The sequence below is a fragment of the Nocardioides secundeburneus genome, assembly GCF_039939255.1.
In the GTDB taxonomy this organism is placed as follows: domain Bacteria; phylum Actinomycetota; class Actinomycetes; order Propionibacteriales; family Nocardioidaceae; genus Nocardioides.
This window is the reverse complement of the sequence record NZ_JBDUUE010000003.1, coordinates 65033-77597: the sequence shown is the minus strand read 5'-3', so window position 1 is coordinate 77597 and position 12565 is coordinate 65033. Positions and strand designations below refer to the sequence as shown.

Sequence of the window (12565 nt, the reverse complement as noted above, 5' to 3'; positions counted from 1 at the left end):
AGCGCCTAGCATCCTGCCCGTGCGGAACGTTCCCGAGAGCCTCCCCTGGCTGCTGTCTCCGTTCGGCGTCCTGCTGCTCCTGGCACTGTGGGGCATCGCCGCGCCCCGCTCGCAGTGGCGCGTGCTCTACAGCTGGCAGCACCGCTACCGCGAGCACGAGCATCCCGCCGACCAGCACGACCTGGTCTTCCAGACCGCCGTCGTGTTGTTGGGACTGGCCATCGCCGGCGGCGCGCTCGTCACGCTCGGCCACCTCGCCTGAGCGCCGGTCAGCGCGGCGGCAGGCCGCCGGCCACGGCGACGTCGAGGGTGACGTCGCCGGACTCCGGCACCCGGTCGGCGCCGTGCCGCTCGGTGCCGATGCCGGCCGCGACGACGAAGGCCACGCCGAGCACCGCCAGGCCGTTGGGCACCTGGTGCAGCGCGGCGAAGCCGATGCCGAGGGCGAAGGCCGGCTCGAGGGCCATCAGGGTGCCGAAGGCACCCGTCGAGAGGCGCCGCAGGGCGAGCATCTCGAGTGTGAACGGCACCACGGGCAGCAGGACGGCGAGCCCGACGCCGGCGAGGAGCAGCTCGGGGGTGAGCTGGTCGACGACGCCCGGACCGGCCACGACCGAGGCGACCACGGCCGCGACCGGCATCGAGATCGCCAGGCCCCGGACGCCGCCGGCGGAGTCGCCGACCCGTTGCGTCAGCACGATGTAGGCCGCCCAGCAGCACGCGGCCGCCAGGGCGGAGGCCACGCCGACCGGGTCGGCGGCGCCGGTCCACGGCTGGGTGAGCAGCAGGACGCCGCAGGCGGCGACGAGCGCCCACCCACGTCCCGCTCCCCGGCTGCGTGCGATCGCGACGCCGAGCGGGCCGAGGAACTCCAGGGCGCTGGCGGTGCCGAGCGGCAGGCGCTCGACGGCGCCCATGAACAGCAGGGTCACGCCGGCGGTCACGACGCCCAGCGCCGTCGCGGCGACCACCGTCTCGCGGTCGTACCAGGACCGCCGGGGCCGCACGAGCACGAGGAGCAGCACCCCGGCCCAGAACAGTCGCAGCCACGCCGCGCCGCCGGCTCCGACGTCGTCGATGAGGCCGACGGAGACGGCGAGCCCGAGCTGCACGCAGAGCATCGAGGCGACGGCCATCGAGACGCCGGCACGGGCGGGAGACAGCTGCGGTGAGATCACCCCGGAAGTGAACCCGCATCCGACCGTCCGCGTCCACGTGACATTGCTGCACAGTTCGTTCAGCGATCCAGCATGATGGGGTCATGGACGTCCGCCGCCTCCGGCTCCTGCACGAGCTCTCCCGCCACGGCTCGATGGCCGAGGTCGCCGCCGAGGTCGGCACCACGACCTCCAACGTCTCCCAGGCGATCGCCGCGCTCGCCCGCGACGTCGGCACGCCGCTCGTCGAGCCCCACGGACGACGCGTCCGCCTCACCCCGGCCGGTCGCCGCCTGTCCGAGCACGCCGTCGGCATCCTGGCCGCCGTCGACGCGGCCCGTCGCGACCTCGACCCCGACGCCGAGCCGCAGGGCACCGTGCGGGTGGCCGGGTTCGCCACCGCCGTCCGTCGCTCGCTGGTGCCGGCCCTCGACACCCTCGCCGACGTCCACCCCGGCGTCGAGGTGCTGGTGCTCGAGCACGAGCCGTGGGAGGCCTTCGACCTCCTCGAGCGCGACGCCATCGACCTGGCTCTCGTCTACGACTACGACCTCGCCCCGCTGTCGTGGCGCAGCGATGTCGTCGCCGTCCCGCTCTGGACGACGCCCTGGGGCCTCGGCGTGCCGAGCGACGACGTGCGCACCGCCGCCCACCCGGTCGCCGCCTACGCCGAGAGCGCGTGGATCGTGAACTCCCGCAACAGTGCCGACGAGGACGCCCTACGCACCCTCGCCTCGATCGCCGGGTTCGAGCCCCGCGTCACCCACCGCATCGACTCGCTCTCGTTGGTCGAGGACCTCGTCGTCGCCGGCCGCGGCGTCGCGCTGCTGCCGACCGAACGCACCCCGCGCGACGGCGTCAGGCTGCTCGACCTCGACTCCCCCGGCCTCGAGCTGCGCGCCCACGCCGTCACCCGTCGCGGCCGCGACCGGTGGGCGCCGCTGCGGGCGGTGCTCGACCACCTGACGTCGGCCTGACGACGGACTCTCCATCCGAGGGTGGCGGTCGACACACGTCGGGCGGTGCTCTACATTCTATAGACTATGGAAGCCACCACGGTCTCGGACGGCGTGACGACGTTCCGCATCGACCGGCCCGAGCGTCGCAACGCGCTCGACGCGGCGACGCTGGAGGCGCTGCTCGATGCGCTCCGCGGTGCCGAGCGACGCGGCGACGCCGCCCTCGTCGTCACCGGCGGGCCGGTCCACTTCTCCTCCGGCGGCGACGTCAGCTCGATGCCGACGGCGGCCGACGGCCTGCAGGGTGCGGCCGGTCGGCTCCGGCTGGTGCACGAGGTCATCCAGGCCTTCACCGGGAGCGACGTGCTCGTCGTCGCGGCGGTCGAGGGCTACGCCATCGGGGCGGCCTGGGGCGTCGTCCTCGCCTGCGACCTGGTGGTCGCCGCCGACGACGCCTGGTTCGCCGCGCCCTTCGCGGCCCGCGGCCTGGCCGCCGACGCCTCCACGGCCTACCACCTGCCACGACGGCTCGGACACCAGCGCGCCGCCCGCCACCTCTACCTGGGCGAGCGCCTCACCGCGCCCGATGCCCACGCGGCCGGCCTCGTCTCGCACCTCTCCCCCGCCGGCCTGGCCACCGACACCGCGGCCGAGCTGGCCGGCCGGCTCGCCGGGGGCGCCCGCGAGACCAACGCCCTCACCAAGTCGCTCGCCACGCGAGGACGCACCGGCGAGCTGGCCGACTTCCTCACCGCCGAGCGCACGGCCGTCGCGCTGGCCGGCCACGGCGCCGAGTCCCGCGAGGGTCGCGCCGCCTTCCTCGAGCGACGGGAGCCCTCCTTCCGATGAACCCCACCTCCCCCCTCGACCACCTGCAGGTCGTCGAGTGCGCCACCTTCGTCGCCGGACCCTCGTGCGGGCTCGGCCTCGCCCAGCTCGGCGCCGACGTCGTCCGCGTCGACCTGCCGGGGGGCGGCAGCGACCACCTGCGCTGGCCCCTCGCCCCGAGCGGGGCGAGCCTCTACTGGGCGAACCTCAACAAGGGCAAGAGGTCGGTGACCCTCGACTACCGCACGCCCCGGGGCCGTGAGCTGCTCCTGGCGCTCGCGACCCGTCCGGGGCCCGGCGCCGGCATCTTCGTCGACAACCTGGTCGGCCGCCACCGCGTGCGCCACACCGACCTGACGGCGCTGCGCCCCGACGCGATCTCGCTGCACGTGCTCGGCTTCCCCGACGGTCGACCGGCCGTCGACTACACGGTCAACGCCGCGGTCGGCGTCCCCGGCATGACCGGGCCGTCCGCCGTCGAGCCGGTCAACCACGTGCTGCCGGCCTGGGACCTGCTGACCGGCTCGACCGCCGCCGTCGGGCTGCTGGCCGCGGTCACGCAGCGCGACCGCACCGGCGAGGGGGCCCAGATCGACCTGGCGCTGTCCGACATCGCGCTCTCGGCCGTCGGGGCGCTGGGCTGGCTCTCCGAGGCCGAGTCGGCCGGGCCCCGACCGGCGATCGGCAACCACGTGTTCGGCTCGTTCGGCACCGACTTCGCCTCCGCCGACGGGCACCGGGTGATGGTCGTGGCCCTGACCGAGGGCCAGTGGCGCGCGTTGTGCGAGGTCACCTCGACCGGCCCGGTCTTCGAGGCGCTCGAGCAGGCGCTGGGCGTCGACCTGCGTGAGGAGTCCGCGCGCTACGAGCTGCGCGAGACGATCGCCTCGATCCTGCGCCCGTGGTTCTCCGCCCGCACCCTGGCCGTGCTCGAGGCCGACCTCGACCGGGCCCGGGTGCTGTGGGGCCCGTACCGCTCGATGGCCGAGGCCGCCGCGTCGGCCCGGACGACGTCGGAGCTGGCCGAGGAGGTGCAGCAACCCGGCGTCGGAGCGATGCTCGCCACCGGCAGCGCACTGCGCTGGTCGGAGTCGGTCGTCGCGCCCGAGCCGGCACCGAGCCTGGGCGCCGACACCGAGCACGTGCTCGGTGAACGCCTCGGGCTCACCTCGGCCGAGATCGGCCGTCTCGTCGCCGACGGCGTCGTCTCGGTCGACGCCACTCGGGGTGCGGCCTGATGCCGGTCGACCTCGCCGCGGTGCGCACGGCGCTCTTCGTGCCGGGCGACCGGCCCGATCGGTTCGACACCGCGCTGGCCTCGGGCGCCGACCTGGTGGTCGTCGACCTCGAGGACGCCGTCGACCCCGGACGCCGGGCGACCGCGCGCGAGCACGTGGCAGCCCTGCTGGGACGGGCACCGACGGCCCCGGTCGCCGTCCGGGTCAACGCCGCCGGCACGCCCGACCACCCGCTCGACGCCGACCTGGTCCGCGCGCACCGGTGCGCGGTGCTGCTGGCGAAGGCCGACGACGCCGCGGCGGCCGAGGCCCTGGTCCCGTGCCCCGTGGTCGCGCTGGTCGAGACGGCGCGCGGCGTCCTCGCCGCGCCGGCGGTGGCCGCCTCCTGCGCCGTCACCCGCCTCGCCCTCGGCCACCTCGACCTCGCCGCCGAGCTCGGCGTCGACCCCGACGACCGCACCGCGATGACCGCGGCCCGCAGCGCTCTCGTGCTGGCCTCCGCCGCCGCCGGGCTCGCCCCGCCCATCGACGGCGTCACCGTCGACGTCACCGACGACGCCCGGCTCACCGACGACGTCCGCCACGCCCGGAGCCTCGGCCTCGGCGGCAAGCTGTGCATCCACCCCCGCCAGGTGACCCTCGCCGCAGCCGCCCTCGCGCCGTCGCCGGACGACGTGGCCTGGGCCCGGCGCGTCGTCGCGGCCGCAGACACCAGGGGCACCGACGCGGTCACCGTGCTCGACGGGCGCATGGTCGACCGTCCGGTCGTCGAGCGCGCCCGCCGGATCCTCGACCACCCCCATCCCGCACCGGAAGGACTCGCATGACCCAGCTGCTCACCGGCCAGACCGCCGTCGTCACCGGAGGTGCCCAGGGCATCGGCCTCGCGATCGCGCGCACCTACGTCGAGCACGGCGCCCGCGTCGTCCTCGGCGACCTCGACGAGGCCGCCGCCGAGGCTGCGGCGAAGGAGCTCGGCGGGCCGGACGTCGCCACCGGCGTCCGCTGCGACGTCGTCGAGGCCGACCAGGTGCAGGGCCTGGTCGAGGCCGCCGTGGCGACCTACGGCTCGCTCGACGTCTTCGTCAACAACGCCGGCATCACCCGCGACGCCACGATGCGCACCATGAGCGAGGACGACTTCGACCTCGTCGTGCAGGTGCACCTCAAGGGCACGTGGAACGGCACCCGGCTGGCCGCGGCCCACATGAGGGGCGAGAAGAGCGGCGCGATCGTCAACATCTCCTCGCTCTCGGGCAAGGTCGGCATGGTCGGCCAGACCAACTACTCCGCCGCGAAGGCCGGCATCGTCGGGCTGACGAAGGCGGCGGCCAAGGAGATGGCGCACCACGGCGTGCGGGTCAACGCGATCCAGCCCGGGCTCATCCGGTCGGCGATGACCGAGGCGATGCCGCAGAAGGCGTGGGACCAGAAGATGTCCGAGATCCCGATGCAGCGCGTCGGCGAGGTCGACGAGGTCGCCGGGGTGGCGCTGTTCTACGCCTCGTCGCTGTCGTCGTACATGACCGGCACCGTCGCCGAGGTCACCGGCGGGCGGTTCATGTGAGCTCGGCCCGCTCCGAGACGGTCTCGCGGGTCGTCGACCCGGTCGCCGTCGCCGCGCTGGCCGACCTGCTCGGCAGCGACGTCGACACGAGCCCCGGGGCACCGCTGCCGGCGCTGTGGCACTGGGTCGCGCTGTCCCGGTGGCCGGCGACCGACACGCTCGGCCCCGACGGGCACCCGCGGCGCGGCACGGGCGTCGTCCCCGAGATCGACCTGCCGCGCCGGATGTTCGGCGGCGGCCGGCTGACCACGCACGCCCCGGTACCGGTCGGGGCCGAGGTCACCGTGACGACGTCGGCCGGCGAGCCCCGCGAGCGCGAGGGCCGCAGCGGTTTCCTGGTCCTGCTCGACCTCACGGTCGAGGTGCGCTCGGTCGACGACTCGCCGTTGCTGACCGAGGTGCAGCACCTCGTCTACGCCGGCCCGCGCCCACCGCTCCCGTCCCCGCCGGAGCCGGTGGTGGCCGGCCAGGCCACCCGGCTGCTCGACGGCTCGACGCTGCGCACCGACCCCGGCCTGCTGGCCCGGTTCAGCGCGCTCACGGCCAACCCGCACCGCATCCACACCGACTGGCCCTACGCCACCCGCGAGGAGGGCTACCCCGGCCTCGTCGTCCACGGACCGCTGCTCGCGCTCGTGCTCGGCGAGGCGCTGCGCCGCGCCGGGTCGAGCGGCGCGATGCTGGAGCATCGCGGGACCGCGCCGCTGTTCTGCGGCGAGCCCGCCGAGATCAGCCTCGACGACCGGTCCGCCACCGTCCACTCGTCCGCCGGCACCCACGCCACGCTTCGTCTAGGAGACCAATGAACGCCACCGACGCCGTCATCTGCGAGCCGCTGCGCACCCCGATCGGCGGCTACGGCGGCTCGCTGAAGCCGCTCACCGCCGTCGATCTCGGCGTCGCGGTGCTGCGCGAGCTCGTCGCACGCACGGGCATCCCCGGCGAGGGCGTCGACGACGTCGTGCTCGGGCACTGCAACCCCAACAGCGAGGCCCCGGCCATCGGGCGCGTCGTCGCCCTGACCGCGGGGCTGCCCGTCACCGTGCCCGGCCAGCAGCTCGACCGCCGCTGCGGCTCGGGGCTGCAGGCCGTGCTCAACGCCGCCATGACGGTGCAGACCGGCGCGGCCTCGCTCGTCGTCGCCGGCGGCGCCGAGTCGATGAGCAACGTGCCGTTCTACACCACCGACGCCCGCTGGGGTGCGGCCCGCGGCGGCATGGTCATGCACGACGCGCTCGTGCGGGCGCGGGAGACCGCCGGGGGGCCCGACTACCCGGTGCCGGGCGGCATGATCGAGACGGCCGAGAACCTGCGCCGCGAGTACGGCATCGGCCGCGAGGAGCAGGACGAGCTCGCCGTCGACTCGCACCGGCGCGCGGTCGCCGCGCAGGACGCCGGCCTGTTCGCCGAGGAGATCGTGCCGGTCGAGGTGCCCGGACGCCGTGGCGCCGTCACCGTGGTCGACACCGACGAGCACCCCCGTCGTGACACCTCGCTCGAGACGCTCGCCGGGCTCCGACCGATCATGGGCCGCCAGCTCGACGACGCCACCGTCACCGCCGGCAACTCGAGCGGGCAGAACGACGCGGCCGCCCTGTGCCTGGTCGCCTCCCCCGCCCGCGCCGACGAGCTCGGCCTCCGACCGCTGGTGCGCGTCGTGTCGTGGGCCGTGGCCGGCGTCCCGCCGCGGACGATGGGCATCGGGCCGGTGCCGGCGACGGCGCTCGCCCTCGCTCGGGCCGGGATCACGATGGACGACCTCGACCTCATCGAGCTCAACGAGGCCTTCGCCGCGCAGGCCCTCGCCGTCCTGCGCGAGTGGCGCATCGACCCGGCCGACGAGCGGGTCAACCCGCACGGCTCCGGCATCTCCCTGGGCCACCCCGTCGGGGCGACCGGCGCCCGGCTCGTCGGCACCCTCGCACGCGAGCTGCACCGCCGCGAGGGCCGCTACGGCCTGGTGACGATGTGCATCGGCGGCGGCCAGGGCCTCGCGGCCGTCGTCGAGCGGGTCGCATGACCGCCACGACCGGCCCGCTGGTCATCGACTCGATCGCCGACCTCGAGGCCGCCGTCGGCGTCGAGCTCGGACCGGGCCCGTGGCTGCGCGTCGACCAGGACCGCATCGACACGTTCGCGCGGGCCACGGACGACCACCAGTGGATCCACGTCGACCAGGAGCGCGCCGCCGCCGGCCCGTACGGCGCCACGATCGCCCACGGCTACCTGACGCTGTCGCTCGTCTCCGGCCTCGCCGCCGACCTCTACACCTTCACGCTCGGCTCGGCCCGGCTGAACTACGGCCTCGACCGGGTCCGGTTCCCGACGCCGGTGCCGGTCGGCTCGCGGCTCCGGCTGCGGTGCACCATCGCCGCGCTCGAGGAGCGCGAGGCCTCGGTGCTCGTGCCGATCGACTTCGTCGTCGAGCTCGAGGACGCCGACCGGCCGGCCTGCGTGGTGCGGAAGATGTCGCTCGTGCTGCTCGGCGGCTGACGCTGCGCCCGGTGGGCCGTCAGCGGGCGGACAGGGCTCCGAGGATCTGCGCGTAGCGCTGCTCGGGGGCGAGCGACAGACCGGCCTTGACCGAGCGGGCCCAGTCGTCGGCCAGCACCTCCTGGGCCCCGGACCCGACGGCGTCGAGTGCAGCGGCAGCGAGGTCGGCCACCGTCAGCTTCGGCGCGTCCATGCCTCGCGACATGTCGGTGTCGACGAGACCCATGTGCACGCCGACGACGTGGGTGCCCTGCGCCGCGAGCTCCACCCGGGTGCTGTCGGTGAGCATCCACGCGGCCGCCTTCGAGGCCGCGTAGGCGCCGGCGCCGGGTGCGGTGAACCAGGACAGCGCCGAGAGGATGTTGACCACGGCACCGCCGCCGTTGGACGCCAGCACCGGGGCGAAGGCACGCGTCACCAGCAGCGGACCGTAGAAGTTCGTGTCGAGCTCGCGGCGGATCGCCGCCTCGTCGCCCGACAGCAGCGGGGTCCCGGTCGAGATGCCGGCGTTGTTGACGACGACCTGGACGTCGCCCGCCGCCCGCGCGGCGGCCTCGACCTGACGCGCGTCGGTGACGTCGAGCCCGATCGGGACGACGCCGTCACGCGCCACGACCGAGCCCGCCTCCCGCGCCGCCGCGTAGACCTTGCCGGCACCGCGCTCGAGCAGCTGCCGTACGAGCTCGGCGCCGATGCCCCGGTTGGCTCCGGTGACGAGTGCGACCGCACCGTCCAGCTCCATGACGTACCCCATTCTGTAGTGATCACTATGAATAGATACGACCGTAGCACATTCGATAGTGATCGCTACGTTATGCTGGGGCAATGGCCGGACGACCTCGCAGCTTCGACCGCGACGCGGCCCTGCAGGCCGCCGTCGAGCACTTCTGGCGCGACGGGTACGAGGCGACGTCCATCAGCACCCTCACCGCAGCCATGGGGGTCTCGCCACCGAGCCTCTACGCCGCCTTCGGCGACAAGCAGCGACTGTTCGAGGAGGCCTCGGCGACCTACTTCGCGCGCACCTGCGAGGGTCTCGACCAGGCCCTGGCCCTGCCCACCGCGCGCGAGGCGGTGCAGCGGATGTTCGACGACACCGCCCGCGTCCACGCCGATCCCACGACGCCGCTGGGCTGCCTGATGCTCTCCGAGCCGCTGCTCGCCGTCCAGCGCGACGAGGTCCGCCGCCGCCTCCGCGACCGGATCGACCGGGGTCGGCGGGACGGCGACCTGCCCCCCGGAACCGACGCCGAGCAGCTCGCGACGTTCCTGGTCGCGGTGCTGCGCGGCATGTCGGGGTGCGCCCGCGACGGTGGCACGCTCGACGACCTCACGGCGATCGCCGCGACCGCGATGAAGGCCTTCCCGAGCCCGGCCTAGTAGCCGAACGTCTTGTTCCACCGCGCGACGATGTCGGTGCCGAGCTCGCGCGCGTCCTCCGGGGTGTAGACCACGAACGACGGGTCGTCGGCGGCCGGCAGCTGGTAGTCGCCGGTGGGCACCTGCTCGACGTCGGTGCGGGCACCGACGAAGCCCTGCGCGGCGGCGAAGCGCTGCCCGGCCTGCGACATCGTCCAGTTCATGAACAGCTGGGCCGCCGGGCTCCGCGCGCCGGTCGTCGTCAGGCCCTGCATGTTGTAGGTGCCGGACACGCCCTTCTCGGGCACGACGAGCCGCACCGGCGAGCCGGACTCCTCGGCGCCGTAGGTGCTGTTGAAGCCCGCGGTCGCGACCAGGATCTCGCCGCGGGCCAGCGCCTCGAGCTGCGGCGAGGTCGTGTCGAAGATGCGCGGGTTGAGGTCCTCCAGGCCCTGCCAGTAGTCGTCACCGAGCTGCTCCTCCTGGAACTGGGCGAGCCCCTGCACGGTGCCGCCGGCGCCGGCGCTGACGATGCCGATCCGGTTCTCCCAGGTGTCGTCGAGCAGGTCCTCCCACGTCGCGGGCGGCTCCATGCCGAGCTCGTCGAGGGCGGCCTCGTTGTAGGCGAACGAGTACGCCGAGTAGTAGGGCGTGTAGTAGAGCCCGTCGTCCCACACGACGCCGTCCATGTCGGAGACGGCGTCGTAGCCCGGCACCTCGTAGCGGGAGAAGACCCCGCTGTCGGCCATCTCCTCGGCGATCGCGGGGTCGGTGACGAGCACGACGCCGGCGCCGAGCCGGCCCGCGCCGGCCTCGGACAGCACGCGCTCGGAGAGCTTGCCGGAGGGCAGCCTCGTGACGTCGACGCCGACCCCCGTCTCGGCCTCGAACCGGGCCGCGGTCAGCTCGGCGCTCTCGGCGCCCGAGCCGGTGTACCAGCTCACCGAGCCCTCCTCGCGCGCCGCGGCGAGGAGCTCGCGCGACGCGACGCGCTCGCCGTCGATGACGAGTCCGTCGGCGTCGTCGACCGGGGGCAGGGCGAGCATCTCGTTGGCGACCTCGGTGGGCGAGGCCGCGGACGACTCGCCGCCGCAGCCGCTCAGGCCGGTCGCGACGAGCGCGGCCGCGGCGATCGCGAGCACTGCTCGCTGGTTGCGGGTGGTGACGGGACTGGTCTTCATGTGTCGGCTCCCTTGCCGGTCACGAGCGCGCGCGACGTCGGTCGAGCAGGCGCGGCAGCGAGGACAGCACGAACATGAACGCGGTGTAGATGACGCTCATGGCCGCGGCCTCGCGCAGCGCGCCGCCGTTCTCGAACGAGTCGTAGATCGCGATCGAGAGGATGGTGGTGTCGCTGGTGTAGAGGAACAGCGGGACGGTCAGCTCGCGCATGCTCAGCATGAGCAGCAGCACGAAGGTCGACAGCAGGCCCGTGCGCATGAGGGGCACGGTGATCGCCCGAATCGCGCGGGTCCGTCGGGCCCCGTGCATGACCGCGGAGTCCTCGAGGTCACGGTCGGCGGCGAGGATCGAGGAGGCGACCCCGCGGAAGCCCTGCGGCGTCTGGACGGCGAGGAACGCCACCACCATCAGCGCGAGGGTGCCGTAGAGCGGGATCGGCATCACCAGCCAGGTCCAGAGCAGACCCATGCCGAGCACCACGGCGGGGATCGCGAGCGGCACCATCGAGACCGCCTCGACGAGGCCGCGCCCCGACGCCTTGGTGCGGTAGGTGACGTAGGCCGACACGAACGCCAGCAGGGTGCCGATGGCCGCGGCGGCCAGCGAGACCACGATGCTGTTCTGCGCCGCGGAGCGGAAGACGTCGTCGGCCAGCACGTCGGTGAACGAGGTGAAGTCGAGACCGCCCGGGGCCCAGAAGTCGGAGATCGAGCTCGTGTAGGGCGAGGTCTGCCCGGCGGTGATCACCAGCGCCAGGATCGGCAGCACGATCGAGAGCAGGAAGAACAGCACGACCAGCGCGAAGAGCGGCAGGCGGGCGCGGCCGAGCGATACCCGGCGGGCACGCACGCCCTTGCCGGTCACGGTGGTGTAGCTGCGCTTGGCGAGCACGCGGTGCTGCCACCACGTCACGAGGACGACGATCGAGACGAGCACCACGGCGATCGCCGCGCTCTCGTTGCCGCGCGACGGGGTCGCGTTGAGCAGGCGGAAGATGAAGGTGGGCAGGGTGTCGACGCCGCCGGGCGTGCCGAGCACCTGCGCCACCGGGAAGTTCTCGAAGATCAGCGTGAACGTGAGGATGGCCGAGCCGACGATGGCCGGCGTGGCGAGCGGGAACGACACGCGTCGCAGCATCCGGCCCGAGCTCGCGCCGTGCACGCGCGCAGCCTCCTCGAGGTCGGGGTTCATCATCGACATCGCCCCGTGGACCAGCAGGAAGGTGTACGGCGAGTAGTAGACCGCGAACACGAACACCAGCCCGGGCATCGAGTAGGCGTTGATCGGGATCGACATCCCGAGGTCGCGCTGGGCGATGTTGAGCAGGCCCGCGAACGGGCTGGCCAGGATCGACCAGGCCAGCGCGCCGACGTACGACGGCAGGAACAGCGGCATCAGGCCGACGAGGTAGACGAAGCGTCGCATCGGGATGTTGCTGCGTGCCGCGAGGAACGCGAGCCCGCCGCCGATGCACACGGCCAGCAGCGTCGCGAGCACCGCGAGGAGCAGCGAGTTCACGAACGCCCGCAGCACCTCGGGCTCGGCGAAGATCGAGAAGTTGACGACGGTCAGGTCGAAGCTGACGTTGCCGGGCCGGGGCACCCGACCGGTGAAGGCCGCGAGCAGCACCAGCCCGGCCGGCAGCAGCACCAGGACGGCGAGCAGGGCCAGCAGGACGCCGGTCGGCAGGAACCGGCGCCGGGCGCCGACGACGCCGGCCGCGGGCTTGGCGGCGGGTTCGGGCGGCGGCGGCGCCACCTCGGTCCGTTCGAGCAGCGCCAT

14 protein-coding genes are annotated in these 12565 nt (G+C 74.0%); 10 read left to right on the top strand and 4 right to left on the bottom strand.

Annotated elements, in window-relative coordinates; all coding sequences use genetic code 11:
• Positions 1–19: 19 nt before the first annotated feature.
• Positions 20–262: a hypothetical protein gene (locus ABFT23_RS08495; protein WP_347894179.1), complete on the top strand. Its 243-nt coding sequence runs from the start codon at positions 20–22 to the stop codon at positions 260–262.
• Positions 263–269: 7 nt separating this feature from the next.
• Here ABFT23_RS08495 and ABFT23_RS08490 read toward each other — a convergent pair whose 3' ends face one another.
• A complete protein-coding gene (locus ABFT23_RS08490) occupies positions 270–1178 on the bottom strand; it encodes an EamA family transporter (RefSeq protein WP_347894177.1) in 909 nt (302 codons plus the stop codon).
• Between the two features lie 83 nt (positions 1179–1261).
• On the opposite strand from ABFT23_RS08490, the gene ABFT23_RS08485 reads away from it, so the two are divergent.
• The 8 genes from ABFT23_RS08485 to ABFT23_RS08450 all read left to right on the top strand — a co-directional run bounded on the left by ABFT23_RS08485 (position 1262) and on the right by ABFT23_RS08450 (position 8242).
• Positions 1262–2134, top strand: coding sequence for a LysR family transcriptional regulator (locus tag ABFT23_RS08485; RefSeq protein WP_347894175.1), 873 nt, complete (start codon positions 1262–1264; stop codon positions 2132–2134).
• Between the two features lie 66 nt (positions 2135–2200).
• The gene (locus ABFT23_RS08480; RefSeq protein ID WP_347894173.1) at positions 2201–2965 is read left to right on the top strand and encodes an enoyl-CoA hydratase/isomerase family protein; all 765 of its coding nucleotides are present in this window, start codon (positions 2201–2203) and stop codon (positions 2963–2965) included.
• Entirely contained in the window at positions 2962–4182 is a 1221-nt protein-coding gene (locus ABFT23_RS08475) for a CoA transferase (protein ID WP_347894172.1), read from the top strand. The genes ABFT23_RS08480 and ABFT23_RS08475 overlap by 4 nt, the downstream gene beginning before the upstream one ends.
• A complete protein-coding gene (locus ABFT23_RS08470) occupies positions 4182–5009 on the top strand; it encodes an HpcH/HpaI aldolase/citrate lyase family protein (RefSeq protein WP_347894170.1) in 828 nt (275 codons plus the stop codon). Before ABFT23_RS08475 ends, ABFT23_RS08470 begins: the two co-directional genes overlap by 1 nt.
• A complete protein-coding gene (fabG, locus tag ABFT23_RS08465; RefSeq protein ID WP_347894168.1) occupies positions 5006–5749 on the top strand; it encodes a 3-oxoacyl-ACP reductase FabG in 744 nt (247 codons plus the stop codon). The genes ABFT23_RS08470 and fabG overlap by 4 nt, the downstream gene beginning before the upstream one ends.
• Positions 5746–6555, top strand: coding sequence for an FAS1-like dehydratase domain-containing protein (locus ABFT23_RS08460; RefSeq protein ID WP_347894166.1), 810 nt, complete (start codon positions 5746–5748; stop codon positions 6553–6555). The genes fabG and ABFT23_RS08460 overlap by 4 nt, the downstream gene beginning before the upstream one ends.
• Positions 6552–7769: an acetyl-CoA C-acetyltransferase gene (locus ABFT23_RS08455; RefSeq protein ID WP_347894164.1), complete on the top strand. Its 1218-nt coding sequence runs from the start codon at positions 6552–6554 to the stop codon at positions 7767–7769. Before ABFT23_RS08460 ends, ABFT23_RS08455 begins: the two co-directional genes overlap by 4 nt.
• Positions 7766–8242: a MaoC family dehydratase gene (locus ABFT23_RS08450; protein ID WP_347894162.1), complete on the top strand. Its 477-nt coding sequence runs from the start codon at positions 7766–7768 to the stop codon at positions 8240–8242. The genes ABFT23_RS08455 and ABFT23_RS08450 overlap by 4 nt, the downstream gene beginning before the upstream one ends.
• Before the next feature lie 19 nt (positions 8243–8261).
• Here the strand turns inward: ABFT23_RS08450 and ABFT23_RS08445 are convergent, their stop codons facing one another.
• Positions 8262–8984, bottom strand: coding sequence for an SDR family oxidoreductase (locus ABFT23_RS08445; protein ID WP_347894160.1), 723 nt, complete (start codon positions 8982–8984; stop codon positions 8262–8264).
• Between the two features lie 83 nt (positions 8985–9067).
• Between ABFT23_RS08445 and ABFT23_RS08440 the strand changes: the two genes are divergently transcribed.
• Positions 9068–9622 carry a TetR/AcrR family transcriptional regulator gene (locus ABFT23_RS08440; protein ID WP_347894158.1) on the top strand — a complete coding sequence of 185 codons (555 nt, stop codon included), beginning with the start codon at positions 9068–9070 and terminating at the stop codon, positions 9620–9622.
• Here ABFT23_RS08440 and ABFT23_RS08435 read toward each other — a convergent pair.
• Both ABFT23_RS08435 and ABFT23_RS08430 read right to left on the bottom strand, forming a co-directional pair.
• On the bottom strand, positions 9619–10782 hold the full coding sequence (locus ABFT23_RS08435) for an ABC transporter substrate-binding protein (RefSeq protein WP_347894156.1): 1164 nt from the start codon (positions 10780–10782) through the stop codon (positions 9619–9621). The two genes, ABFT23_RS08440 and ABFT23_RS08435, sit on opposite strands and share 4 nt — an antisense overlap.
• 19 nt (positions 10783–10801) lie before the next feature.
• Entirely contained in the window at positions 10802–12565 is a 1764-nt protein-coding gene (locus ABFT23_RS08430; protein ID WP_347894154.1) for an ABC transporter permease, read from the bottom strand.